This is a genomic window from Mycetocola sp. CAN_C7, from assembly GCF_015752285.1.
GTDB lineage: Bacteria > Actinomycetota > Actinomycetes > Actinomycetales > Microbacteriaceae > Mycetocola_A.
In genome coordinates, this window is record NZ_JADOUY010000004.1 from 434,575 (window position 1) to 458,170 (window position 23,596).

Below are 23,596 nucleotides of genomic sequence, written 5' to 3' on the forward strand. Positions count from 1 at the left end.
GCCGTGCCGACGCTCACACGTCGGACGCGACCGGGCGGTCATCCGTACCACCCAATTCACGCTATCGTTTCCGCATCTGCGGCGATACCATGGCATCCATGTCGCACATTCGGATCAGAGACGCCGCCAGCTTCCTCGGAGTCAGCGACGACACCGTCCGTCGGTGGATCGACCAGGGTCTGATCGAGAGCACGAAAGACGGCGCCGGTCGGGTCGTCGTCGACGGCCTGGCGATGGCGCAGCTCGCCCGCCAGAACGCGGTACTGCCCGCAGACCCGTCCGAGATCGGACGGTCGGCGCGCAACCGGCTGGTGGGAATCGTGACGGACATCACGATGGACCTCGTCATGGCCCAGGTGGAGCTGCAGTGCGGCCCCCACCGGATCGTGTCGCTGATGAGCAGCGAGGCTGTCCGGGAACTCGGCCTCGAACCGGGCTCGGTAGCGATCGCCGTGGTGAAGGCCACGACGGTGATCATCGAAACTCCCGCAGGGAGGCCCCAGGAATGACTCGCGGACGCGTCCGGGTCGGCGCTGCGCTCGTCGGCGTCGGTGTGATGATCGCGCTCGCCGCGTGCTCCGGTTGGGGTGGAGCGCCAGGAACCGCGACGCGGTCAGGGACGGTGCCTGCATTCGGGGGCACGATCACCGTCTTCGCGGCGGCGTCGCTGACGGCCACCTTCACCGAGCTGGCCGACGAATTCGAGTCCGCACATCCGGGCACAACGGTGGAGCTGAGTTTCGCCGGCTCATCCGATCTCGTCACGCAGATCACCGAAGGCGCACCGGCCGATGTCTTCGCATCGGCAGACGAGTCGACCATGCTGAAGCTCGTCGACGCCGGGCTCATCGAGAAAGCATCGACCGTGGATCTGGCAACGAATGTGCTGCAGATCGCCGTTCCCCCGTCGAACCCGGCCGGCGTCGCCCGGCTCGCCGACCTCGCCGACCCCGGCGTCGCGACGGTGCTCTGCGCTCCCCAGGTACCGTGTGGCGCTGCTGCCGTGGCTGTGCAGAAGGCGACAGGCGTGGACATCAGGCCGGTGAGCGAAGAGCTGTCGGTCACCGACGTGCTCGGCAAGATCACCAGCGGCGAGGCGGATGCCGGTCTGGTGTACGTCACCGATGTTCTCGCTGCGGGTGACGCCGTCGATGGCATTGCCTTCCCGGAATCGAGTGAGGCGAGAAATACCTGTCCGATCGCCGTCGTGGAGGGCTCAGCGAACCGCGATGCCGCGCAGGCATTCGTCGACTTCGTCGCCGGGACGGTTGGACGACAGGTGCTCGACGCCGCCGGTTTCGGTACCCCGGAGTCTGGCCGCTGATGGCGTCCCGTACGAACCACTCGTACGCCGGGGTTCCGGGCTGGATCGTGATCGTGGCCACGATCGGGGCCACGTTCGTTGTCCTGCCCCTCGTGGCGATGCTCACGCGGGTGAACTGGTCGGAGTTCGCCTCGTTGATCAGCTCAGAATCATCCGTCGCCGCTCTATGGTTGAGCCTGCGCACCTCGGTGACCGCCACCGCCCTGTGCGTGATCGTCGGCGTGCCGATAGCGCTCGTCCTGGCCCGCACAAAGTTCTGGGGGCAGAAGGTCCTGCGATCCCTCGTACTTCTGCCGCTGGTGCTTCCGCCGGTGGTCGGCGGCATCGCGCTCCTCGCTACCTTCGGGCGGCGTGGGCTGCTCGGCCAGAGCTTCGAGACCTTCGGTGTGACGATTGCGTTCTCCTCGGTCGCGGTCGTACTCGCTCAGACGTTCGTCGCCCTTCCTTTTCTCGTGCTGAGCCTGGAGGGCGCGCTTCGCACCGTCGGTACGCGGTATGAGGAGGTCGCCGCGACGCTCGGAGCCCGCCCGACCACCGTGGTTCGCCGCATCACGCTGCCGCTGGTCCTCCCCGCGCTTCTCGCCGGAGCCGTGCTCTCATTCGCTCGCGCGCTCGGCGAGTTCGGCGCAACACTCACGTTCGCCGGCAGCCTGCAGGGAGTGACCCGCACGCTTCCGCTCGAGATCTATCTGCAACGCGAAACCGACCCGGATGCCGCGGTCGCCTTGTCGCTTGTCCTCGTTCTGGTGTCGGTGATCGTCGTGGCCGTCGCTCACCAGGCCGGCGAAGCCAACGGCATCCGTCAGAGGGGCACAGCGTGAGCCTCGAGTTCTGCGCGTCGATGCGCGATCGCGGGTTCGAGATGGAACTCACCGTCGAGGAGGGAGAGACGATCGCCATCCTCGGCCCCAACGGTGCAGGCAAGTCGACCCTGCTTCAGCTCATCGCCGGCCTTCTGAAACCCGACTCTGGTCGGGCGACCCTGAACGACCGGATGCTCTTCGACGTCATGCCTTCGGGGCGCGAGCGGTGGCTCGCTCCACACGAGCGGGGAATTTCTCTCCTCGCGCAGGATGCCCTGCTCTTCCCGCACCTCAACGCGATCGACAACGTCGCTTTCGGGCCGCGCAGCGCCGGGGCCTCCCGATCTGACGCACGCGACCGGGCGAGAACCTGGCTCGACCGGGTCGAGGCCACCGACCTCGCCGGGCGCAAGCCAGCACAACTCTCCGGCGGCCAGGCGCAACGTGTCGCTGTCGCGCGGGCGCTCGCATCCGAGCCCGCGCTGTTGCTGCTCGACGAACCGATGGCCGCTCTCGACGTATCGGTCGCACCGGCCATGCGGCGGATGCTGCGCCACGTCCTGCACGGCCGCACAGCGATCATCGTCACTCACGATGTCCTCGATGCCTTCACCCTTGCTGACCGCGTCGTCGTCCTCGACGACGGCCGTATCGTCGACGTCGGGCCGACGCGTACCGTGCTCGACCGGCCGGCGACCCCATTCGCCGCGGAACTGGCCGCCCTCAACCTCCTCGTCGGCATCCCGGCAGGCGGGGGAGTCCTGACCGACAGCGGTCATCGCGTGACCACCTCGTCCACTCGGCCCGCCGCGGCGAGCGCGCGAATCGGTGTCGCCGTGCGCCCGACGGACGTCACGGTTCGTGTGCGAGAGCCGGAGGCGCACCGGACGGGCGAGAACGTGCTGGCTGGCATGGTGACCGATCTCGAGTTGCGCGGTGATGTCATCCGGGTGCGATCCGCCGAGCTGGCCGCCGACCTGCATCCGCGGACCGTCGCCGAACTGAATCTGGAACCAGGAATGCGGGTGTGGTTCAGCTTTGCGGAGGAAGACGCCATCGCCTACCCTCTCTGACATTTCTCCGGCATCCCGGTTCGATCGGTGGGCGCGTCGACCAGGCATGCCATGATGGCCGTTTCGCTCCGCAGAAAGCCCGAGGTCCCTTTCATGCCGACTCCCGATTTCATCCTGGCCCTGCGGGAACAGATCGGAACAGCCCCGCTGTGGCTTTCCGGCGTCACCGCCGTGGTGCTCCGCGGTGGCGACGTGCTGCTCGTGCGCCGTTCAGACACCGGAGCATGGACGCCGGTGACCGGGATCATCGATCCGGGAGAACAGCCCGCAGACGCCGCGGTGCGCGAGGTGGAGGAGGAGGCCGACATCCGGTCTCGACCCGAGCGACTCGTCGGGGTGACGGTCACCGACCCGGTGATCTACCCGAACGGCGACCACAGCCAGTACCTGGATCTGGTCTTCCGTCTGGCCTGGCTGGGCGGTGATCCGAGGGCCGCTGATGGCGAGAACACGGATGCCAGGTGGTTCGCGCTCGACGCGCTTCCGGAGATTTCTGCAGACATGCGGCGTCGCATCCAGCTCGCCGTCGACAACAACCCGTCGGCCCACTTCGAGTTCGGGTAGCCGCACGTCGAGACTGCATCAGTGGCTGAAGGTACTTTCTTGCGCCACTACTGCGGTCTCGAGGACTGTCAGGCTGCCGGCGCCGCAGTGCTCTCGCGTACGACGAGTTGTGTGGCCAGGTCCATCCGGGGGATCGACTCGGGAGGGCTGTCGCTCAACCGGATGACGAGCCGGGCGGCCTCCTCGGCCATCGCGGTGAGGGGCTGGTGCACCGTGGTAAGCGCCGGGCTCGACCACTGCGCGAGTTGCAGGTTGTCGTAGCCGACGATCGACAGGTCGTCGGGAACGCGAAGTCCGAGGGTGCGCGCCGCCTCGATGACGCCGAGAGCCTGCAGGTCGCTGCCGGCGAAGATCGCCGTGGGCCGGTCCTCACGCGACAACAGCTCCAGGGCGATCGCGCGACCGCCGTCGACCTGGAAGTTCCCGAATCGCACGAGGCTCTCGTCGATGTCGACACCGGCGGCATTCATCGCCGAGCGGTAGCCGTCGAGTCGCGCAAACGAACACATCATGTCGTCGCGCCCCGTGATCGCCGCGATGCGGGTATGCCCCAGTTCGAGAAGGTGCCGCGTCGCCGCGAGTCCACCCGACCAGTTGGCTGAACCGACAGACGGCACGTCGGCGGCCGGGTCACCAGCGGGGTCGATGACGACGAACGGGATGGCGCGGGACCGCAGTTTTGCCTTGGCGTCGGCTGCGAGATCAGAGAAGACGAGAACGACGCCGACCGGGCGGCGCCGCAGAACGCCATCGATCCAGCTCGAGGAGGGGGAGTGACGGTCGCCGGACTCGGTCAGAACGATGCTCAACCCGTTCGCGCGGGCGATATTTTCGACGCCGCGAATGATCTCCATGGCCCACGCCGTCTCGAGTTCAGGGAAAACCAACTCAATCAGGGCACCGCGATTCGGCAGTCCCGCACGTCGTTCGTAGCCCTGACGGTCGAGAATCGCCTCGACTTTTGCCCGTGTGGGCGCTGAGACATCGGGTCGGCCGTTCAGTACTTTCGACACGGTCGAAAGTGAAACCCCGGCCTCATCAGCCAATTTCGACAGCTTGACCCGCTCGCCCGTTCCGGCCATGGAGAAACCTTTCCCTATTTGTTGCCTAAGACAACTTGCGCTTCCATCGAGCAATGCCTAGGCTCAGACCATCCTAATCACTTTCGACGTGGATGTCGAAACTTTCGAGAGGCGTTCAACGATGAACAAACGCAGCATGAAGAAGCTGCTCGCGGCGGGAGCTGTCGCGGCAGTCTCCCTCACGGGCCTGGCAGCCTGTAGTTCGGGTGATCAGGGGGGAGATGGCGGCGACGTCACCATGACCTTCTGGCACAACTCGACAACCGGCGCCGGTAAGGCCTTCTGGGACTCAACGGTCGCCGACTTCGAGGAGGCGAACCCCGGTGTCACCATCGAGGTGCAGTCCATCCAGAACGAAGAGATGGATGGAAAGCTTCAGACGGCGCTGAACTCCGGCGACGCCCCTGACATCTTCATGGCACGAGGTGGCGGCAAGCTTGCCGACGTCGTGGCAGCCGGACAGGCCATGGACATCACCGACTCCATCGACGACGCCACCAAGGCCGCTGTGCCCGAAGGCGTGCTGAGCGCATTCGCGGTGGAAGGCAAGATCTACGGCATGCCGACCGCCGTGCTGCCTGGCGGCATCTACTACAGCGGGGACCTGTTCGCCGAGGCGGGTGTCGAGGAAACCCCGACGACCATCGACGAGCTCGGTTCCGCCGTCGACAAGCTCAAGGGTGCCGGAGTCGACCCCATCGCCGTCGGAGCGAAGGACGCCTGGCCTGCAGCGCACTGGTACTACTTCTTCGCGGTGAGGGCCTGCTCGCAGGATGCCCTCAACACGGCAGCCGAAACCATGAAGTTCGACGACCCGTGCTGGCTGGAGGCCGGCGAGAACCTGCAGGACTTCGTCGACACTGAGCCGTTCAACAACGGATTCCTCACCACGTCGGCCCAGCAGGGTGCTGGTAGCTCGGCTGGACTCATCGCCAACCACAAAGCAGCCATGGAACTCATGGGCGCGTGGGACCCGGGCGTCATCGCTTCGCTGACTCCTGACGAGAAGCCACTGGCAGACCTCGGCTGGTTCCCGTTCCCCGAGGTCGATGGTGGCGAGGGTGAGCCTGGGGCCATGATGGGCGGTGTCGACGGATTCACCTGCTCCGCCCAGGCTCCCAAGGATGAGTGCACCGCGTTCCTGAACTTCTTCATGCAGAAGGAGTACCAGGAAGGCTACGCGGAGGCGTTCCAGACGATCCCCGCGAACCAGGATGCTCAGGACGTCGTCGAGGACCCCGCACTGCTCTCGATCATCGAGTCATACAACGAGGCGCCGTACGTCACGGTGTGGCTCGACACGCTGTTCGGACAGAACGTCGGAAACGCGCTCAACACCGGTGTCGTCGACCTGTTCGCCGGTCAGGGATCGGCCGAAGACATCGTCTCCGCCGTGAGCGACGCAGCAGCCAAGGGATAACACCAGATAATGACTGAACCTGCAGGGGGTGCTCCGTCGATGACCGACAAGCAGCCGCCGCAGGGCACGGTTACGGCAGGGGAAGGCGCTCGCGCGTCGTCCCCTGCCGCACCGCGGCCCAGACGGCGTCCAACAGACTGGCGCAAACGCCTCGAAATCACGCTCCTGGCCGGGCCAGCGATCGTCGTCTTTGTCGGCTTCGTGATCTTCCCGGTCATCCTCGCCGGCTATTACGGCTTCTTCCGCTGGAAGGGTTATGGCCCAGCCACCGACTTCGTCGGTTTCGAAAACTACATGATCATCTTCCAGGACAGCGCGTTCCATGACGTGCTGCGCCACAACGGCATCATTTTGGTGCTCTCGCTGGTCATCCAGGGACCGATCGCCATCGTCCTCGCGCTTCTGTTGAACCAGAAGATTCGTGGCCGCTCGCTCATCCGTGTTCTCATCTTCGTTCCATACATCATCTCCGAGGTCATCGTCGGGATCGGCTGGGGTCTCATGCTCCAGACCTCCGGCGCCGTCAACGGGCTCCTCGAGAGCATCGGGCTCGGCGCCTTCCAGGCGGACTGGTTGTCGGATCCGAACATCGCCATCTGGTCTCTGATGGTCATCATTTCGTGGAAGTACATCGGTTTTGCCGTCATCCTCTTTCTGGCGGGGCTGCAGAGCATCCCGGACGAACTGTTCGAGGCCGCGGCGATCGACGGAGCCAGCTACTGGCAGATCCAGCGCACCATCACGCTCCCGCTCCTCGGCCCCACCCTGCGGATCTGGGCGTTCCTCTCCATCATCGGGTCACTGCAACTGTTCGACCTCGTCTTCATCATCTGGGGCCAGTACGTCGCATCGACGGCGGGAACATCGACGATGGCCACCTACATGGTCGCCAACGGCCGGACCTCAGGCAATTTCGGTTTCGGCAGCGCCGTCGCCGTCGTCATGTTCCTGATCTCACTCGCTATTGCGTTGGTCTACCAGCGGTTCATCCTCCGACGTGACACCGCAGGCGCCCTCACCGAAGGAAAGAAGTGATGACCACACTCACCGCGAAGGCGCCTTCGCGCCAGTCACGGCCTGCGCGGGATCGGCAGCAATGGGGAAGCCCAGCGACCTATTTCATCGCGTTCGTCTTCATCGCGCTGTGCCTGGGACCGGTCATCTACATCATCCTCGGCGGGTTCCGCGACAACTCGCAGATCACCAATTCCCCCGCGGGATTCCCAAGCCCATGGCGATTCGACAACTATGCCGAGGTGCTCTCCAGCTCGACCTTCTGGCAGCAGGTCGGCAACTCGGCGATCGCCGGGATCGCGACCACAATCGGCGTGGTGGTGCTCGGCCTCATGGCGAGCTTCATCCTTGCCCGGTACAAATTCGCCGGTCGGGGAGCAATGTACTCGCTCTTCGCCGCCGGGCTCATGTTCCCGATGACCGTCGCGATCACGCCCCTCTACATCCTCATCAAGGACCTGGGGCTGATGAACAGCCTGGCAGGCGTGATCCTGCCGCAGATCGCATTCGGTCTGCCGGTGACCGTCATCATTTTGGTGCCGTTCCTCCGGGCCATCCCGGATGAAATCGAGGAAGCCGCGTCGATCGATGGCACGAGTCGTCTCGGATTCTTCTTCCGGATGGTTGTTCCGCTGTCGCTGCCCGGAGTGGTGACGACGGGCATCCTTGCCTTCGTGGCGAGCTGGAACAGCTACCTTCTGCCCCTGTTCATCCTCGGCGACCAGTCGATGTACACCCTGCCGCTCGGTGTCCAGGCGTTCGCATCGCAATACTCGGTCGACACGGCAAAGGTGCTCGCGTTCACGTCGCTGTCGATGATCCCCGCTCTCATCTTCTTCACGCTGTTCGAGCGTCGCATCGTCGGTGGACTCACCGGCGCCGTCAAAGGTTAGGACTTTCCGTGAGCACCACTATTTCGACCTCCACCGCGCCCGCATGGCGGAACACGTCGATCCCTGCGGATCAGCGTGCGGAGGCCCTCCTCGACGAACTCACCCTCGAGGAGAAGATCGCGCAGTTGTTCGGCGTCTGGGTCGGGGCTTCGAACGAGGGCGGAGACGTCGCACCGCACCAGCACGACATGGACGACGTCATCGACCTCGATGTGCTCCTGCCGCAGGGGCTCGGCCAGCTGACCCGCCCATTCGGGTCAGCCCCGGTCGACCCGGCGCTCGGCGCGCTGTCGCTCCTCCGCAGCCAGCGCCGCATCGTGGCATCCAACCGTTTCGGCATTCCGGCGGTCGCCCACGAGGAATGCCTCGCCGGCTTCGCGACCTGGGGTGCGACCGCCTACCCGGTTCCGCTTGCCTGGGGTGCCTCGTTCAACCCCCAGCTGATCGAACGGATGTCGAACCGCATCGGCTCGGACATGCGCTCGGTCGGTGTTCACCAGGGTCTCGCCCCGGTTCTCGACGTGGTCCGGGACGCCCGGTGGGGCCGGGTCGAAGAGACCATCGGCGAGGACCCGTACCTCGTCGGCACCATCGGGACTGCCTACGTGCGTGGACTCGAGTCCGCCGGCATCATCGCCACCCTCAAACACTTCGTCGGATACTCAGCGTCGAAAGCCGGACGGAATCTGGCGCCGGTCTCGATCGGCGCCCGCGAACTCGCCGACGTCCTGCTCACCCCGTTCGAGATGGTGGTGCGTGAGGGCAAGCCGCGATCGGTCATGCACGCATACACCGACATCGACGGTGTGCCGTCCGTCGCCGACGAAGCGCTGCTCACCGGACTGCTGCGCGACACCTGGGGGTTCGAGGGCACCGTCGTCGCCGACTACTTCGGTGTGGCATTCCTCAAAACCCTGCACGGCCTCGCCGGCACCTGGGGAGAGGCGGCCAGCCTCGCCCTCACGGCCGGCGTCGACGTCGAGCTCCCCACGGTGAAGACGTTCGGTGCGCCGCTCGTCGACGCCGTGAGGTCAGGCGACCTCGGCGAAGAGGTCATCGATCGTGCGGTCCGCCGGGTCCTTCGGCAGAAAATCGACCTCGGCCTGCTCGACCCCGAGTGGGACGCGACCCCCGACGCCCTGACCCGTGTCGGTCACGGCGACGCCGACGCACTGCGGGGCACCGTCGACCTCGACAACGCCGGCAACCGGTCACTCGCGCGAGAGATCGCCGAACAGTCGATCGTGCTGCTGTCGAACGACGGCATCCTCCCGCTGACTGCACCTCAGCGCATCGCTGTCGTCGGTCCGACCGCCGACGACCCGTTCGCCGTGCTGGGATGCTATTCGTTCCCCGCACACGTGGGCGTGCAGCATCCGGAAACCACACCGGGCATCGCCCTGCCGACATTGCTCGACAGCCTCGCCGTCGAATTCCCGGGGGCAGAGATCGATTTCGTGTCCGGTACGAGCATCGACGGCGGCGAAACAGCGGGGATTGCCGCTGCGGTGGATGCCGTCCGTCGCGCAGACGTCGTGATCGTCGCGCTCGGCGACCGGGCCGGGCTCTTCGGCCGCGGCACGAGCGGTGAAGGCTGCGACGCGGAGTCGCTTCGGCTCCCCGGCGCCCAGCAGGATCTCCTCGACGCCGTACTCGCGACCGGTGTTCCTTCGGTCGTCACTCTTCTCTCCGGCCGGCCGTATGCTCTCGGAGCGGCCGGCACGGCCGCCTCCGCGATCGTTCAGGCGTTCTTCGCCGGTGAAGAAGGAACCCCGGCACTGGCCGGCATCCTCTCCGGGCGGGTCAACCCGGGTGGGCGACTTCCGGTGAGCATCCCCGCCACTGAAGGCACCCAGCCGTCGACCTACCTGGCCGCTCCGCTCGCCCGGTCAAGCGAGGTGTCGAACATCGACCCGACCGCAGCATTCCCCTTCGGACACGGGCTCGGCTACGCCCGGGTCGACTGGTCTGCCGGGGAACACGGCCCGGACGTCACAACGGTGGACGGTGTGGCCACAGTCGGTGTCTCTCTCCGGAACGCCGGCGACCGCACCGCGACCGAGGTCGTGCAGGTATATGTGCACGACCCCGTCGCCTCCGTCGTCCGACCCACTCAGAGACTCGTCGGTTATCATCGGGTCGAACTCGAACCGGGTGAGTCGGTCGACCTGTCGATCGAGGTCTCCGCCGACCTCACCAGCTTCACCGGTCGCCAGGGCGCCCGCATCGTTGAGCCCGGAGAAATCGTGATCGGCCTCGGAGCGTCGAGCACCGACATCCGGGTGTCGCGGTCGGTTCGCCTGACAGGTGCCGCTCGCACGGTCGGATTCGACCGTCACCTGCACCCGCTGGTGACCGAACTCGTGCGGCAATCGGCGTGAGCGTCGAACACCGCCGCGCGACGGCATCCGTCACCGTCCTTGACGTTGCCGGCGACCCGCTCCGCGACACAGACGTGGCTGTCGAGCAGCGGAGGCATGCCTTCGCGTTCGGCAACATCGGGTTCGATTTCATTCCGCTGGCCAATGGCGAAACCGGCTCGACGGAGCCGTCGGTCTTCGGCGGCGCTGCCGTCGCCGGGCTCGAAGACCTGTCGAAACTGTGGCTCGACCTCTTCAACACGGCGACGCTCCCGTTCTACTGGCGGGGATTCGAACCCGATCGTGGCAACCCGCACACTGAACGGTTGCGCGCCACAGCCGAGTGGTTCAGCACGCGAGGAGTCACGGTGAAAGGGCATCCGCTCACCTGGCACACCCTCGCCCCTGAATGGCTCGCCGACCTGCCGGTCGCTGAGGTGGAGAGGCTCCAACGGGAGCGGATCCGGCGCGAGGTGACCGATTTCGCTGGACTGATCGACACCTGGGATGCCATCAACGAAGTCGTCATCATGCCGGTGTTCACAGCGGAGGACAACGGGATTTCACGGCTCGCCCACAGCATCGGCCGGATCCCGATGGTCCGGCTCGCGTTCGAAGAAGCTCGCACCATGAATCCGGCTGCGACGCTCATCCTCAACGACTTCGACCTGTCGAGCGCATACGAGTGTCTCATCGAGGGTGTGCTCGAGGCCGGCATCGCCGTCGACGCCATCGGACTGCAGACCCACATGCACCAGGGCTACTGGGGTGAAGAGGCCATGCTCGCCATGGTCGATCGCTTCGCCCGCTTCGGCCTGCCGTTGCACCTCACCGAAACCACCCTTCTCTCGGGTGACCTCATGCCGCCGGAGATCGTCGACCTCAACGACTACCAGGTTCCATCGTGGCCGTCGACGCCCGAGGGCGAAGCCCGGCAGGCCGATGAGGTGGTCCGTCACTACCGTTCGCTCGTCGGCCATCCGGCGGTGCAGTCCATCAACTACTGGGGCATCACCGACGACGGGGCCTGGCTCGGCGCTCCCGGCGGTCTCGTCCGCGTCGACGGCACTCCGAAGCCGGCGTACGACGCCCTGCACTCGCTCATCAAAGGGGAGTGGTGGCTGCCACGCACCGCGATCAGGACGGATGTCGATGGCCGGCTCTCACTGTCGGGGTTCTTCGGCGACTACACCGTCGAAGCGGGCGGTCGCACCGCCCAGGTGACGCTCAGCGCAGACGGTGGACCGGTCACTGCCCGTCTCGCCTGACCGCGCCGTGAGTAGCGCCCGCAGTGTCAGGGGAGCATCCGTCGCATGACGATCCTCGGGAAACCGCCCGAGACCGAATCGGTGTCGGCGACCTTGGTGAAACCGGCACGCGCGAACATGGAGCGCGTGCCGACGAAGGCCATCGTCTGGTCGACCTTCTCGCCGGCGTTGTCGACGGGATAGCTCTCGACGACGGGGGCTCCCGACGCCCGCGCGTAGTCGACGGCTCCGTCGATCAGCGCGTGGGTGATGCCCTGCCTGCGAAAGCCGGGCCGCACCCGGATGCACCAGACCGACCAGGTCGGGAGGTCGTCGATATGCGGAATCTTCCGCGAGTTCGCGAAAGGATGCAGGTCGGCCCGCGGCGCGACGCCCGCCCAGCCGGCGACGACCCCGTCGAGGTGGGCGATCACACCGGGTGCGATCGGCTGGGCGCACAACTCGCGCACCCTGTCGGCGCGGGCCGTACCGGTCAGCGCCCGGTTCTCGACCGAACCCAGCCGCCACGACAGGCACCAGCAGACGGAAGACTCCGGTTTCTTCGGAGCGAACATCGTCGCCACGTCGTCGAAGTCGTGCGCAGGCGTCACCTCGATGGTCATTGCGGACTCCGCTCGTGCTCGGTTTCGGTGAGTCCATCGTGCCACCGGCGCCGGCGGGCGGGAAGAGGACAGTCGCAGGACGGGTACGGTGGACATGCTCCACCGTCCAGGCTTTCTCGGCCCCAACGACATCCGCCTGAGGAGGCCCCAGCATGAGCCTGATCCGACTGAACGACGTGAGCGTCCGCTTCGATACCACTCCCGTGCTCCGGGAGGCGTTCTTCCGCCTCGACACCGGCGACCGGGTCGGGCTGATCGGACGCAACGGTTCAGGTAAGACCACACTCGTCAAGCTGATCCTCGGCCAGGTGTCGCCTGATGCCGGAACGGTGACGCTCGAAGACGGCGTTCGTTTCGGCTATTTCTCGCAGTTTTCCGAGCTCGACGGCACCGCGACGATCAGCGAGGTGCTGGAGGGGGTCTTCGGTGAGATCCGCGCCGTCGAGGCCGAACTCGCCCGGATCGACGCGGCCATCGCCGCCGACCCGACAGCGGATCTCGACGCGCTGATCGCCCGTCAGGGTCACCTTTTCGAAGAGATGGAGCGGCTCGACGGGTGGGACTACACACGCCGCATCGACGAAGCCCTCACCCGACTCGGATTCGAGGATGCGCACCGGATCTGCCCGATCGACGACCTCTCGGGTGGCTGGCGCAACCGCGCGGCGCTCGCCAAAATCGTGCTCGAGAAGCCCGACGTGCTGCTGCTCGACGAACCGACCAACTTTCTCGACGTCGCCGGGGTCGAGTGGCTCGAGGCCTGGTTCCGTGACTTCCAGGGCGCAGCGATCATCGTCTCGCATGACCGCCGATTCCTCGACTCGGTCGTCACCCGCATCGTCGAGCTCGAGAACTTCCACCTGCACGAATACCCGGGCAACTTCGCCGAGTACATCACCCAGAAGCAGTTCCGGCTCAAGACGCTCGAGCAGCAGTTCGTGCACGAGTCGGAGTTGCTCGCGTTCGAAGCCGAAGGTATCGCCGACCGGCGTGAGGCGGCCAAGGCGGCGAGCCGTGGGCTCGACAAGAAGCTCTCGACGATCAAGAAGTCGCGTGCCCCTCGGCCGGTCGACCAGATCATCACCGAGATCTACCGCGGGCTGCACGTCAAGGATGTGCTCTGCCGGGTGACCGGGCTGTCAAAATCCTACGGGGACAAGGTTCTGTTCTCCGATCTCACCTTCGAGGTTCGTCGCGGCAACCGCATCGTCGTGATCGGCTCGAACGGGAGCGGCAAGTCCACGCTGCTCCGGGTTCTCACCGGGCAGGAAAAGGCGGATGCCGGTGAGGCCGCATGGGCGAGCGGCGCCGGCGTGATCTCGTACAACCAGGTGCTGGCAGAACTCGACGATGACGACACCATCACGCACGCCGTCAACGCGATGCCGGGGAGTCTCGCGTTCGCGGCCACCCGCAAGGCGGTCGGTCGATTCCTTGCAATGTTCCAGTTCTCGGAGGCGGAGCTCAAGCAGCGGATCGGCAACCTCTCCGGTGGGCAGCGCGCGCGGGTCGCAATGGCGCAGTGTCTGCTTTCCGGAGCATCCGTTCTCGTCCTCGACGAGCCCACCAACCACCTGGACCTCGCCAGTACCCAGGTGATGGAACGGGCCCTCGTGCATTTCCCCGGCGCCGTGATCGTGGTCAGCCACGACCGGTTCTTCAGCGACAAGGTCGCGAACCGCAAGCTCGAGTTCGGCCTCGATGGGGCCGAGCCCGGTGAACTCGAGGTACGCGCGGCGTAGCCGTCGGGTCGCTCTGCTCGTCACGCCATCCGGACGGTGCGGTCGCGTGCAGGCACCGCAAGCGAACCGGATCCCGGCCGCACTGAATGTGTCGCGGGATCAGGCGAGCGGGCCGGTGATGAAGTTCGCGACGGATGCCGTCACCAGCGCAGCGACATCGCCGGCGGTCAACGGCGACGCCTTCAGCACCTTCATGCCGTGGTCTGCGCCTGCAACCTCGACGACGCGGATGTTGTCGCGGCCTGCGGTGTCCGTGGTCACATCCGCGGCGGTCCCGAACGTGTCACGATCACCCTGCAACACCAGGACGGGCACGGTCGGTGTCAGCAGTTCGTCGAGCCGCGAGACCTCTGGGCGACCGGGCGGATGCAACGGAAAAGCCAGGCAGACGACACCGGCTGCTCGGATCTCTCCGGCGGTGCGGCAGGCGACCCGGGCTCCGGCGCTGCGGCCACCGACGATGATCGGAAGACCGTCGGCGAGTTCGGCGACCCGTGCCGCCGTTTCGCGCCAGGCAACATCGAGGGTCGCGGGGCGCGCCGCGATCCTCTTGCCGGCAACACGCCACGGTTGCTCATAGCGTGCAACCGTGATCCCGCGGCCGGGCAGCACCTCGGCGAGTGCGGTGAGGTCGGCAGCGCCGATCCCGCCTCCGGCGCCGTGACCGAGCCAGAGGACGGCACGCGGTGCCTCGGCACTGCTCACAGTGAGGCGGCCGGGGCCGAGCGAGGTCGGCACATCGAGGATCATGCGCGCGGCGTTCTTTCTCGACCGGCCGCACGCTCGGCCCGAGCAGCGCGGAACGCCCGCCAGGCTCCGGTCGCCCACAGCGCCCACAGCACGAGCAGCGGCTGGAACAGCAGACGGATGCCACGGGTCAGGTCGGTGTTGAGACCGAACGAATCAGTTGCGGTCGTGAACTGCGAGAGGTTGCCGGGAAACACCGCGACGAAGAATACTGCGACGATCCACCCCACTGGAACCCGCCACCGACCGAGAATGAGGAGCGCGAGCCCGAGGACGATCTCGACAACACCGGATGCGAGAACGATGAAGTCCGCGTCGAGGGGGAGCCAGGTCGGCACCTGTGCCTGGAACGCGTCACGGGCGAACGTGAGGTGGCCGACACCGGCCAGAAGCAGGAACCCGCCAAGCACCACACGCGCCACCGTGCGCGGGATCGACGTGCGGGAAGCGGGGCGGAGCAGTTCCTGGACGGTCATGACCTCAGCCTAGGCGTGGCGTCAGGGAGCCCGACTCAGCGGGACTGTCGGCGTTTTCCGGGACGCGGCTGACCCTTCACCGCTGGCGCCCGACCCTTGCCCTTATTGGCCCTGGCTTTGCCGCCGGCGGGCTGTGGACGGTTCTGCACCGACGCAGCCGTGGCGACCGCCTTCTCCTGCTCGGCGGCGAGGAGTTCGCGGCCGGCCGCTGTCAGTGTCGTCGTCGAGGCATTGGTGTCGAACAGGGGAGTGCCGAGCTCGTTTTCCAGAGACCGTACCGAGGCGATCAGGGTCGAGCGGGGAATGCCGAGGTATTTGGCGGCATGCGCGAAGTGGAGCTCTTCTGCGGCCACCACGAATCGTTTCAGCGCGATGGTGTCCATGAGCAAGCCCTTCCGTCGACCGCCCGTGCGGTCAGGGCTTCAGGCTACGCGTCCTGGAGCCGGTCACGCAGCCGGAGCGCCGTCATCGGCCGGGGTGGGGGTGGGCAGGAGGCCATCGTTCTCATCCTTCTCGATGGATGTGGACCGCTCACCGGTCGCCGTCACCGGCTTCTCGGAGGAATCAGAGTCGTGCGTTGTGGAATCGGGCATCGGCTGGTTGGTGTCATTGGAAGTCATAGGCCCAACGATAAAAGAGGTCGCGCACCCACGACAGAGCCTTGCGTTCGACAGGGCGGTGCGGGTAAACAATCAGGCGCACACGCGCAGAACGACCGCCAGGCAGCGGTGGATCGGCGTGTCTCACGCCGTCGACGCCTGTTGACCGTGACCGACCCCTTCGGGGTTAGGGCGGGGCGGTGTGTCACCCGGGTTCAGCCGGGCCAGGTGAGGCAGTACGCCCTCGAACGGAGCGTGCGGTTTGCGCAGATCGGAGAGGTCACGTCGCGTGGTCTCGAGGTTCTCGACCGCTGTTGAATCGTCCAGCTTGAGCGCACTCGTCACCCGCCGCCGCGTGGGCTTCCGGTCGGATGAATTGATCTCCATGACGCCACGGTACGCCCGCGGTGGTGCAAAGGGAAGGACGTTCAGAAGGTGGAAGACGGGTGCCGCTCAGGCGACGCCGGAAACGGCCGCAACGGATGCCGCGAGAGCGGTCGCGACGGCGTCTGCCTGGTCTGTGGTCAGATCGGCAGCGAAGGTCAGCCGCACCGCTGTCCGGGCGAGATCGGCTGGGAAGCCGAGGGCGGTGAGCACGTGTGACGGTTCATCGCTCCCGGCCGCGCACGCTGACCCACTCGACGACACAAAACCCCGGCGTTCGAGTTCGAGGAGGATCGCTTCACCACTGGTGCCCGGAAAGCAGAACGAGGCGGAGTTGGGCAGTCGCGAGGTCGCGGACCCGGTGAGGGTCGACCCCGGAATCTCACGGAGCACCCGGCCGATGACGGCGTCCCGCAGCACGCTGGTGTGCCTGGAAGCATCCTTCCGTTCCGCCTCCGCGAGTTCGAGCGCCGCTGCAAGACCGACGGCGAAAGCGACGTTCTCTGTTCCGGAGCGACGGCCCCGTTCCTGCCCTCCGCCGTGGACGAGAGGCTCGACGGGGAGACGGCCCCGGATCCAGGCGAGGCCGATGCCTTTCGGGGCGCCGATCTTGTGCCCGGCGAGAGTGAGCGCATCGATCCCGTGTTGCTGCACACGCAGGTCGAGCCAGCCGGCCGCCTGGACGGCATCCGTGTGGATCGGGATGCCGTGCGCTGAGGTCACAGCGCCGAGCGTGGCGAGGTCCTGAACGGTGCCGATCTCATTGTTGGCGTACATGAGCGAGACGAGGGCCGTGTCTGGCCGCAGCGCGGCGTCGAGGGCTGCCGGGTCGACAAGGCCGTCGGAGCCGAGCTCGACGAAGGTCACCTCGAAGCCGTGGAGCCGGCAGAGGTAGTCGACGGACGCGAGCACAGCCTCATGCTCTGTTGCGGCCGTGACGATGTGCCGGCCCCGCGTCGACCCCAGTGCGATGCCCTTTACCGCGAGATTGTCGGCCTCGGTGCCTCCCGAGGTGAAGACGACGTCGCTCGCGCGCACGCCGAGCACGGCTGCGGCCCGGGCTCGCCCGTCGGCGAGGGCGCTCGCCGCCCGCTCGCCGACGGTGTGTGCACTCGACGGGTTGCCGAACTCACCGGTGAGATACGGCCACATCGCCTCGAGCACCTCCCGGCGCACCGGCGTCGTTGCGGCATGGTCGAGGTACAGCATCACGCCACCGGTGCAGTGGCGATCGAGACGTCGAGTCCCAGGTCGAGCGCGCGCACGCTGTGGGTCAGGGCCCCGGAAGAGATGACGTCGACACCGGTTCGGGCGATCGCGCCAACCGTCTCGAGGGTGACGTTGCCGCTCGCCTCGACCAGAGCGCGCCTGGCGATGAGGTCCACACCGGTGCGCAGGTCGTCGAGGCTGAAATTGTCGAGCATGATCGTGTCGACCCCGGCAGCAAGAACGGCGTCGATCTGGTCGAGCCGGTCGACCTCGACCTCGAGGTGCGTCGTGTGCGACAGTCTCGCGCGCACGGCGAGCAGCGCCTCGGTGACGGAAAGTCCACCGGCGGTCAGCACAGCGAGGTGGTTGTCTTTCGCCATGACGGCATCCGACAGTGAGAACCGGTGATTGTGGCCACCCCCGGACCTGACCGCGTGCCGCTCGAACGCACGCAGGCCTGGCGTGGTCTTGCGGGTGTCGACGATGCGGGCGTGTGTGCCGTCGACGGCCTCGACGTACCGGGCGGTCAGCGTGGCGATTCCTGACATCCGCTGGGTGAAGTTGAGTCCGATCCGCTCCGCCTGCAGGATGCCGCGGGCAGGCCCGGTCACCGTCGCCAGCCGGTCGCCTGCGGCGAAGCGCTCGCCGTCGGCGATGTGCAGCGACACCTCGACCCGAGGGTCGACGAGCCTGAACGCCGCTGAGAACACCTCACCGCCGCTGAAGACCCCCTCCTCTCGGGCGGTGAGCGAGGCGATCGCCGTCGCGGCCTCTGGGATCAGGGTTGCGCTGGTCAGATCGCCCCAGGGGGCGTCTTCGTCGAGGGCGGCGCCGACGACGCGGTCGATGGCGGGGCGGGTCAGCATGTGGAGAGGACCTCTCGATGGTCGGCCGTGACAACGGCGGGGGCAGTGGCCAGGGAGTCCGAGCGGGCGTGTGCCCCGACGGAGACCGGTCGGGCGCGGGCGGCGCGCACGAGCTCGCGGGAGAGGTCCAGCAGGTTGCGGTCCTCGAGCGAACGGATGCTGCGCGTCTCGACCGGTTGCCTGGTCCAGTTTTCGAGAACGGCGAGGGCATGGTCGAGCCCGTCTGCATTCCGCAGAAGCCCCGCCGTGTCCCACATCAGTTGTTGCATGGCCTCGCGCGAGAACGGTGGCGCGTCCGTTACGGCTGCTGTGTCGTCCGGAACGGCGACCGGCGGCGAAGAAGCCTTCGGCGTGACCACAGTTGCGTCTGTGGCCACAACGGCGTCGGCGGCCAGGGCGATCGCCGCTCGGGCCCCGAAGACGGCGCCCTCGAGCAGCGAATTCGAGGCGAGCCTGTTAGCGCCGTGCACCCCGGTGCTGGCGACCTCACCGACCGCGTACAGGCCGGGAACGGTGGTGCGCCCCCAGAGGTCGGTGACGACACCGCCCATCCAGTAGTGGGCGGCCGGGCTCACCGGCACGAACTCACGCGACCAGTCGACGCCCGACGCCCGGACGGCGCGATCGATGACCGGGAACCGCTCGGCCAGGAACGCGGCACCGAGCGCGGTGGCGTCGAGCACGACGGGAAGCCCGCCCTGCGCCGCCATCTCGGCGGCGATGCCCCGGGCGACGACATCTCGCGGTGCGAGCTCGGCATCGGGGTGGACCCGGTCGAGGAATCGGTGGCCGTCGGCGTTGCGCAGCACGGCACCCTCGCCGCGGACCGCCTCGGACACGAGAAAACTGCCCGACGTCGTCAGGGCCGTGGGGTGAAACTGGTAGAACTCCAGATCGGCCAGTTCTGCACCTGCTCTGAAGGCGGCCGCAGCCCCGTCACCGGTCGCGACCGGAGGGTTGGTCGTGTACGGGTAGAGGTGCCCGGCGCCGCCGGTGGCGAGCACGACGGCATCCGCCTCGAAGGTGGTCTCGGTTGCCTCCGCAGTGAGCAGTCGCGCGCCTCGTACCCGGCCGTCGTCGGTGACGAGGTCGACGAGGAACGTGTTCTCGAGGATCTCCGCCCCGCTCTCCCGAATCCGGGCGACGAGCGCAGCCTCGATCCGGGCACCGGTGGCGTCTCCGCCCGCGTGCAGGATCCGAGGGAACGAATGGGCGGCTTCGCGACCCCGGGCGAACTCCGATCCCGAGCGGTCGAACTCGACGCCGAGGGCGATGAGGTCACGGATGCGTCCGGGGCCCTCGCTGCAGAGCACCCTCACGGCGGCTTCGTCGCACAGGCCGGCGCCGGCCGAAAGCGTGTCTGCGATGTGGGCATCGACGCTGTCGTCGTCGAACATCACTCCCGCGATCCCGCCCTGCGCGTATCGGGTGTTGCTCTGCCCGAGAGTGGACTTGGTGACGAGCACCACGTCGGAGTGGACGGCGGCGGAGAGCGCTGTGGTGAGTCCGGCGATGCCGCTGCCGATGACGAGCACCCTGGGCATGGTCAGGCTCCCGCCTGCACGGGCGGGCGGGCGGCGAGCATCCGTTCGAGGGCGACCCGCGCGGGGAGTGCGACGTCGTCTGAAACGGTGATCTGGTTGAGGACCTCGCCGTCGAGCAGCGCGTCGAGCACCCAGGCAAGGTAGCCCGGGTGGATCCGGTACATGGTCGAGCACGGGCAGATGACCGGGTCGAGGCAGAAGATCGTGTGTTCGGGATGCTCGGCGGCGAGTCGCTGCACGAGGTTGATCTCGGTTCCGATCGCGAAGGTCGTGCCTGCAGGGGCTGCTTCGATCGCCTTGCGGATGTAGTCGGTCGACCCGGCCTCGTCTGCCGCGTCGACGACGGGCATCGGGCATTCCGGGTGGACGATCACGCGCACTCCGGGGTGCTCTTCGCGTGCCTTCGCGATCTGATCGACGGTGAAGCGCTTGTGCACCGAGCAGAATCCGTGCCAGAGGATGACGCGTGAGTCGGTGAGCGCCTCGGCATTGTTGCCGCCGAGCGGCTTGTTCGGGTTCCACATCGGCATCTGCTCGAGCGGGACGCCCATCGCCTTGGCCGTGTTGCGCCCCAGGTGCTGGTCGGGGAAGAAGAGCACCCGCTGTCCGCGTTCGAACGCCCACTCGAGCACGGTCTGCGCGTTCGAGGAGGTGCAGACGATGCCGCCGTTGCGCCCACAGAATCCTTTCAGCGCTGCCGAGGAGTTCATGTAGGTGACGGGGATGACGGGCACCCTGCCGGAGGCATCCGGTTCGGTGCCGTAGAGCTCGGCGAGCTGTTCCCAGCATTCTTCGACCTGATCGATGTTGGCCATGTCGGCCATCGAGCAGCCTGCAGCGAGGTTCGGCAGGATCACCGACTGCTCAACGGTTGACAGCAGGTCGGCGGTCTCGGCCATGAAGTGCACGCCGCAGAACACGATCGCTTCGGCGTCCGTGCGCTCCCGCGCCGCTGTCGCCAGCTGGAACGAGTCGCCCACGTAGTCCGCGTAGGCGAGAACCTCGTCGCGCTGGTAGAAGTGACCGAGGATCACAAGTCGGTCGCCGAGGGCTTCCTTCGCGGCACGGATGCGGCGGTCGAGCTCAGCCGCGTCTGCCTCACGGTAGAAGGCGGGCAGTGCTCCCTGGCGCGGAGAGCCGGTCGGGATGACGTCACCCATCGACGAGCCGGGGCCGTAGCCGGGCGGCTGCAGGTCGAAGACCCAGGGTTTCTGCACGAGGTCGGGGCTGCACGCGGCGCCGCGGGCGCTGCCGGTGGAAATCTGCGTCAGTGTGCTGTCGACGGAGGCGGTGAGAGTCATGATGCTCCTTGCGTTGCGCCCGGGGTGAACGAACGGTTCCCGAGGGGTCCGTTGTTCTCGGCGGTCGCCGCGCGGTTGTAGCGATAAAGGCGGGCCGGGCGATGCCGGCCGCCGGTCTGCAGGTGTTCGGTGGGAACGACCTGGCCTGAGCCCTCGATCTGGCGCCGGAAGTTCGCCGGGTCCAGTGATTTCTGCAGCACGGCCTCGTGGACTTCGCGCAGTTCGGAGAGGGTGAAGGTGTCGCCCAGGAATTCGTGGGCGATGTGGCTGTACTCCAGTTTGTTGCGGAGCCGCCACAGGGCGTATTCGACGATGAGGTTGTGGTCGAAGGCGAGGTCGGGGAGGGAATCCGCTTCGAACCAGCGAACGTTCTCGGTTTCGACCGCGACGTCGGCCTCTTCCGAGCGCACAAGGGCCCAGTAGACGATCGAGACGACGCGGTCGCCGGGGGAGCGGTCGGTGTTCCCGAAGGCGTACAACTGCTCGAGGTAGCGCGGCGCGAGCAGCGTCGTCTCGGCCAGCGTCCGTGCGGCGGACTCGGCGAGCCCCTCGTCGGACTCCAGCGGACCGCCCGGGAGCGCCCAACGGTCGACGTATGGTTCGCGGATGCGACGCACCAGCGGCATCCACATCGACATCAGTCCCGTTTCGGGGTGCGGACGCAGGGCGAAAATGACGGTCGAAACGGCCACCTGAACGGCGACGTGACCTGTGGTCATGGTGTCCTCCCGTTCATCTCCGGTTAAAGTCACTTCGACTCTAACTCGTGACCATCTTAGTGTCATTGTGACCAAAACAGAAACGTCGGAATTCATCTCCCGTCATCCGCCGTTTCCGCTTCGCCACATTCAGGAACTTCCGGGGAAGGGGTGGATGAGCACGAGCGGGCGCATGGCACGGTAAGCTGAGCGCAAATCGAATATCGGGCCGCACACGCGATGCGGGAGAGCCGGGCTTGCCCGGCACCGAAGGAGCAAGCCTCCCCGCCAATCTCTCAGGTCTACGTACCGCATCGAACTGGTCACTCTGGAAAGCGAACGCTCACCACGTTCCGCCGACGGTGAAAGCCGCTCCTGCCGTTTCCGGCACGGGCGCGCGAAACTCTCAGGCCGATGACAGAGGGGGAGTTCCCAAGGCACCTTGCGTGCCGCAGCCGCACTCGCGACCGTCCGTCAGGACGGAACTGGAGAACTCGTGTCCGATCCCGTACCTGAACGCACCAGCCCGCTTTTCCCGATCCATCAAGAGCTCGGCGCGAGCTTCACCGACTTCGCCGGCTGGCAGATGCCCGTGCGCTACTCGAGCGACCTTGCCGAGCACGCGGCCGTGCGCACGACCGCCGGGATCTTCGACATCTCCCACATGGCCGAAATCCGCGTCACAGGAGCGGATGCGGTCGCGTTCCTCGACTATGCGCTCGCGGGCACGATCTCCGCGGTGAACGTCTCGCAGGCCAAGTACACGCTCCTGCTCAATGACGCCGGCGGCATCGTCGATGACCTCATCGTCTATCAGAGAGCGCCGGGGGAGTACCTCGTCGTTGCGAACGCCGGCAACCGTGCCCCCGTCGTCGCCGCGCTGCAGGAGCGGGCGGCCGGGTTCGCCGATGTGCACGTCGACGACATCAGCGACGACATCGCTCTGATCGCCGTGCAGGGCCCGAACGCCCGCGAGATCCTCGAGAAGACCGCCGGTCTCGCGGTTCAGGACGGCAGGCAGCCTCTCGCCGACCTCCGGTACTACTGGTCAACGGACGCCTCGTTCGCCGAACGGTCCGTCTTCATCGGCCGGACCGGCTATACGGGCGAAGACGGCTTCGAACTGTACGTCGACACGGCGGATGCCGTCGCGCTCTGGCGTGCCCTCACCGCGGCCGGCGCTGACCTCGGACTCGTTCCAGCCGGACTGGCCAGCCGCGACACCCTGCGTCTCGAGGCAGGGATGCCGCTCTACGGTCACGAACTCGGCGAAGACACCCTTCCGGTGCAGGCCGGGCTCGGCCGGGTGGTCCACCTGACCAAGGAGTGCGACTTCGTCGGCCGTGCCGCTGTCGAGGCCGGTCCGGCAGACGATGCCCGCGTTCTCGTGGGTCTCGTCTCCGACGGCCGCCGAGCCGGCCGGGCCGGATACCCGGTCATGTCCGGCGACACGACGGTCGGAACCGTGACGAGCGGTGCGTTGTCACCGACTCTCGGGCATCCGATCATGATGGCGTACGTCGACTCGGCCCTCGCCGAGCCGGGCACCGCGCTCGCCATCGATGTCCGCGGCACCGCCGTCCCCGCAACCGTCACAGCACTCCCGTTCTACAGAAGAGAGAAGTAA

24 protein-coding genes and 2 riboswitches are annotated in these 23,596 nt (G+C 66.8%); of the genes, 12 read left to right on the plus strand and 12 right to left on the minus strand.

What is annotated here, in order from left to right; all coding sequences use genetic code 11:
* The first annotated feature begins 98 nt into the window (after nucleotides 1-98).
* The 5 genes from IWX78_RS11465 (at nucleotide 99) to IWX78_RS11485 (ending at nucleotide 3,764) form a co-directional block, all read left to right on the plus strand.
* Nucleotides 99-509, plus strand: a complete 411-nt coding sequence (locus tag IWX78_RS11465; RefSeq protein WP_196833650.1) for a TOBE domain-containing protein — start codon at nucleotides 99-101, stop codon at nucleotides 507-509.
* On the plus strand, nucleotides 506-1,324 hold the full coding sequence (gene modA, locus IWX78_RS11470) for a molybdate ABC transporter substrate-binding protein (RefSeq protein WP_196833651.1): 819 nt from the start codon (nucleotides 506-508) through the stop codon (nucleotides 1,322-1,324). Before IWX78_RS11465 ends, modA begins: the two co-directional genes overlap by 4 nt.
* Entirely contained in the window at nucleotides 1,324-2,145 is an 822-nt protein-coding gene (locus IWX78_RS11475; RefSeq protein WP_196833652.1) for an ABC transporter permease, read from the plus strand. Before modA ends, IWX78_RS11475 begins: the two co-directional genes overlap by 1 nt.
* Nucleotides 2,142-3,200, plus strand: coding sequence for a sulfate/molybdate ABC transporter ATP-binding protein (locus IWX78_RS11480; protein ID WP_196833653.1), 1,059 nt, complete (start codon nucleotides 2,142-2,144; stop codon nucleotides 3,198-3,200). Before IWX78_RS11475 ends, IWX78_RS11480 begins: the two co-directional genes overlap by 4 nt.
* A gap of 93 nt (nucleotides 3,201-3,293) precedes the next feature.
* Nucleotides 3,294-3,764 carry an NUDIX hydrolase gene (locus tag IWX78_RS11485; RefSeq protein WP_196833654.1) on the plus strand — a complete coding sequence of 157 codons (471 nt, stop codon included), beginning with the start codon at nucleotides 3,294-3,296 and terminating at the stop codon, nucleotides 3,762-3,764.
* 68 nt (nucleotides 3,765-3,832) lie between these two features.
* Here IWX78_RS11485 and IWX78_RS11490 read toward each other — a convergent pair whose 3' ends face one another.
* The gene (locus tag IWX78_RS11490) at nucleotides 3,833-4,846 is read right to left on the minus strand and encodes a LacI family DNA-binding transcriptional regulator (protein WP_196833655.1); all 1,014 of its coding nucleotides are present in this window, start codon (nucleotides 4,844-4,846) and stop codon (nucleotides 3,833-3,835) included.
* A 121-nt stretch (nucleotides 4,847-4,967) separates the two neighbouring features.
* Between IWX78_RS11490 and IWX78_RS11495 the strand changes: the two genes are divergently transcribed.
* Genes IWX78_RS11495 through IWX78_RS11515 form a run of 5 tightly spaced genes read left to right on the plus strand, consistent with a single transcriptional unit; the run spans nucleotide 4,968 to nucleotide 11,801 of the window.
* Nucleotides 4,968-6,266 (plus strand): extracellular solute-binding protein, encoded by a 1,299-nt coding sequence (locus IWX78_RS11495; protein ID WP_196833656.1) that lies wholly within the window; start codon nucleotides 4,968-4,970, stop codon nucleotides 6,264-6,266.
* Nucleotides 6,267-6,305: 39 nt separating this feature from the next.
* Complete coding sequence (locus tag IWX78_RS11500) at nucleotides 6,306-7,301, plus strand: carbohydrate ABC transporter permease (RefSeq protein WP_196833748.1); 996 nt, start codon at nucleotides 6,306-6,308, stop codon at nucleotides 7,299-7,301.
* The gene (locus tag IWX78_RS11505; RefSeq protein WP_196833657.1) at nucleotides 7,301-8,173 is read left to right on the plus strand and encodes a carbohydrate ABC transporter permease; all 873 of its coding nucleotides are present in this window, start codon (nucleotides 7,301-7,303) and stop codon (nucleotides 8,171-8,173) included. Before IWX78_RS11500 ends, IWX78_RS11505 begins: the two co-directional genes overlap by 1 nt.
* An 8-nt stretch (nucleotides 8,174-8,181) precedes the next feature.
* A complete protein-coding gene (locus tag IWX78_RS11510; protein WP_334684697.1) occupies nucleotides 8,182-10,554 on the plus strand; it encodes a beta-glucosidase family protein in 2,373 nt (790 codons plus the stop codon).
* Nucleotides 10,551-11,801, plus strand: a complete 1,251-nt coding sequence (locus IWX78_RS11515) for an endo-1,4-beta-xylanase (protein WP_196833658.1) — start codon at nucleotides 10,551-10,553, stop codon at nucleotides 11,799-11,801. The genes IWX78_RS11510 and IWX78_RS11515 overlap by 4 nt, the downstream gene beginning before the upstream one ends.
* A gap of 26 nt (nucleotides 11,802-11,827) precedes the next feature.
* On the opposite strand, the gene IWX78_RS11520 is transcribed toward IWX78_RS11515, so the two are convergent.
* Nucleotides 11,828-12,403 (minus strand): GNAT family N-acetyltransferase, encoded by a 576-nt coding sequence (locus tag IWX78_RS11520; protein WP_196833659.1) that lies wholly within the window; start codon nucleotides 12,401-12,403, stop codon nucleotides 11,828-11,830.
* Nucleotides 12,404-12,555: 152 nt separating this feature from the next.
* Here IWX78_RS11520 and IWX78_RS11525 point away from each other — a divergent pair, with 152 nt between their 5' ends.
* Nucleotides 12,556-14,145 (plus strand): ABC-F family ATP-binding cassette domain-containing protein, encoded by a 1,590-nt coding sequence (locus IWX78_RS11525; protein ID WP_196833660.1) that lies wholly within the window; start codon nucleotides 12,556-12,558, stop codon nucleotides 14,143-14,145.
* 99 nt (nucleotides 14,146-14,244) lie between these two features.
* Here IWX78_RS11525 and IWX78_RS11530 read toward each other — a convergent pair whose 3' ends face one another.
* The 10 genes from IWX78_RS11530 to IWX78_RS11575 all read right to left on the minus strand — a co-directional run bounded on the left by IWX78_RS11530 (nucleotide 14,245) and on the right by IWX78_RS11575 (nucleotide 21,990).
* Entirely contained in the window at nucleotides 14,245-14,895 is a 651-nt protein-coding gene (locus tag IWX78_RS11530) for an alpha/beta hydrolase family protein (protein ID WP_196833661.1), read from the minus strand.
* Nucleotides 14,892-15,368, minus strand: coding sequence for a DoxX family protein (locus tag IWX78_RS11535; protein WP_196833662.1), 477 nt, complete (start codon nucleotides 15,366-15,368; stop codon nucleotides 14,892-14,894). Before IWX78_RS11535 ends, IWX78_RS11530 begins: the two co-directional genes overlap by 4 nt.
* A gap of 35 nt (nucleotides 15,369-15,403) precedes the next feature.
* Nucleotides 15,404-15,751, minus strand: coding sequence for a LysR family transcriptional regulator (locus tag IWX78_RS11540; RefSeq protein WP_196833663.1), 348 nt, complete (start codon nucleotides 15,749-15,751; stop codon nucleotides 15,404-15,406).
* Nucleotides 15,752-15,814: 63 nt separating this feature from the next.
* Nucleotides 15,815-15,988: a hypothetical protein gene (locus tag IWX78_RS11545; protein ID WP_196833664.1), complete on the minus strand. Its 174-nt coding sequence runs from the start codon at nucleotides 15,986-15,988 to the stop codon at nucleotides 15,815-15,817.
* Nucleotides 15,989-16,111: 123 nt separating this feature from the next.
* A complete protein-coding gene (locus IWX78_RS11550; protein WP_196833665.1) occupies nucleotides 16,112-16,354 on the minus strand; it encodes a hypothetical protein in 243 nt (80 codons plus the stop codon).
* A gap of 66 nt (nucleotides 16,355-16,420) precedes the next feature.
* Entirely contained in the window at nucleotides 16,421-17,560 is a 1,140-nt protein-coding gene (locus tag IWX78_RS11555; protein ID WP_196833666.1) for a cysteine desulfurase family protein, read from the minus strand.
* Complete coding sequence (gene nadC / locus IWX78_RS11560) at nucleotides 17,560-18,426, minus strand: carboxylating nicotinate-nucleotide diphosphorylase (RefSeq protein WP_196833667.1); 867 nt, start codon at nucleotides 18,424-18,426, stop codon at nucleotides 17,560-17,562. The genes IWX78_RS11555 and nadC overlap by 1 nt, the downstream gene beginning before the upstream one ends.
* The gene (gene nadB / locus IWX78_RS11565) at nucleotides 18,420-19,970 is read right to left on the minus strand and encodes an L-aspartate oxidase (protein WP_196833668.1); all 1,551 of its coding nucleotides are present in this window, start codon (nucleotides 19,968-19,970) and stop codon (nucleotides 18,420-18,422) included. The genes nadC and nadB overlap by 7 nt, the downstream gene beginning before the upstream one ends.
* 2 nt (nucleotides 19,971-19,972) lie before the next feature.
* Complete coding sequence (gene nadA, locus IWX78_RS11570; RefSeq protein WP_196833669.1) at nucleotides 19,973-21,271, minus strand: quinolinate synthase NadA; 1,299 nt, start codon at nucleotides 21,269-21,271, stop codon at nucleotides 19,973-19,975.
* Nucleotides 21,268-21,990 (minus strand): NUDIX hydrolase, encoded by a 723-nt coding sequence (locus IWX78_RS11575; RefSeq protein WP_196833670.1) that lies wholly within the window; start codon nucleotides 21,988-21,990, stop codon nucleotides 21,268-21,270. Before IWX78_RS11575 ends, nadA begins: the two co-directional genes overlap by 4 nt.
* A gap of 212 nt (nucleotides 21,991-22,202) precedes the next feature.
* A riboswitch (glycine riboswitch) is annotated at nucleotides 22,203-22,291 on the plus strand.
* A gap of 1 nt (nucleotide 22,292) precedes the next feature.
* Nucleotides 22,293-22,397: riboswitch (glycine riboswitch) on the plus strand.
* Between the two features lie 68 nt (nucleotides 22,398-22,465).
* Between IWX78_RS11575 and gcvT the strand changes: the two genes are divergently transcribed.
* Nucleotides 22,466-23,596 carry a glycine cleavage system aminomethyltransferase GcvT gene (gcvT, locus tag IWX78_RS11580; RefSeq protein WP_196833671.1) on the plus strand — a complete coding sequence of 377 codons (1,131 nt, stop codon included), beginning with the start codon at nucleotides 22,466-22,468 and terminating at the stop codon, nucleotides 23,594-23,596.

Bases quoted from the DNA above. Each gene is read 5' to 3' on its own strand.
- IWX78_RS11465 (WP_196833650.1), top strand. From the start codon at position 99: ATGTCGCACATTCGGATCAGAGACGCCGCCAGCTTCCTCGGAGTCAGC.
- modA (WP_196833651.1), top strand. From the start codon at position 506: ATGACTCGCGGACGCGTCCGGGTCGGCGCTGCGCTCGTCGGCGTCGGT.
- IWX78_RS11475 (WP_196833652.1), top strand. From the start codon at position 1,324: ATGGCGTCCCGTACGAACCACTCGTACGCCGGGGTTCCGGGCTGGATC.
- IWX78_RS11485 (WP_196833654.1), top strand. From the start codon at position 3,294: ATGCCGACTCCCGATTTCATCCTGGCCCTGCGGGAACAGATCGGAACA.
- IWX78_RS11490 (WP_196833655.1), bottom strand. From the start codon at position 4,846: ATGGCCGGAACGGGCGAGCGGGTCAAGCTGTCGAAATTGGCTGATGAG.
- IWX78_RS11495 (WP_196833656.1), top strand. From the start codon at position 4,968: ATGAACAAACGCAGCATGAAGAAGCTGCTCGCGGCGGGAGCTGTCGCG.
- IWX78_RS11500 (WP_196833748.1), top strand. From the start codon at position 6,306: ATGACCGACAAGCAGCCGCCGCAGGGCACGGTTACGGCAGGGGAAGGC.
- IWX78_RS11505 (WP_196833657.1), top strand. From the start codon at position 7,301: ATGACCACACTCACCGCGAAGGCGCCTTCGCGCCAGTCACGGCCTGCG.
- IWX78_RS11520 (WP_196833659.1), bottom strand. From the start codon at position 12,403: ATGACCATCGAGGTGACGCCTGCGCACGACTTCGACGACGTGGCGACG.
- IWX78_RS11525 (WP_196833660.1), top strand. From the start codon at position 12,556: ATGAGCCTGATCCGACTGAACGACGTGAGCGTCCGCTTCGATACCACT.
- IWX78_RS11530 (WP_196833661.1), bottom strand. From the start codon at position 14,895: ATGATCCTCGATGTGCCGACCTCGCTCGGCCCCGGCCGCCTCACTGTG.
- IWX78_RS11535 (WP_196833662.1), bottom strand. From the start codon at position 15,368: ATGACCGTCCAGGAACTGCTCCGCCCCGCTTCCCGCACGTCGATCCCG.
- IWX78_RS11540 (WP_196833663.1), bottom strand. From the start codon at position 15,751: ATGGACACCATCGCGCTGAAACGATTCGTGGTGGCCGCAGAAGAGCTC.
- IWX78_RS11545 (WP_196833664.1), bottom strand. From the start codon at position 15,988: ATGACTTCCAATGACACCAACCAGCCGATGCCCGATTCCACAACGCAC.
- IWX78_RS11550 (WP_196833665.1), bottom strand. From the start codon at position 16,354: ATGGAGATCAATTCATCCGACCGGAAGCCCACGCGGCGGCGGGTGACG.
- IWX78_RS11555 (WP_196833666.1), bottom strand. From the start codon at position 17,560: ATGCTGTACCTCGACCATGCCGCAACGACGCCGGTGCGCCGGGAGGTG.
- nadC (WP_196833667.1), bottom strand. From the start codon at position 18,426: ATGCTGACCCGCCCCGCCATCGACCGCGTCGTCGGCGCCGCCCTCGAC.
- nadB (WP_196833668.1), bottom strand. From the start codon at position 19,970: ATGCCCAGGGTGCTCGTCATCGGCAGCGGCATCGCCGGACTCACCACA.
- nadA (WP_196833669.1), bottom strand. From the start codon at position 21,271: ATGACTCTCACCGCCTCCGTCGACAGCACACTGACGCAGATTTCCACC.
- IWX78_RS11575 (WP_196833670.1), bottom strand. From the start codon at position 21,990: ATGACCACAGGTCACGTCGCCGTTCAGGTGGCCGTTTCGACCGTCATT.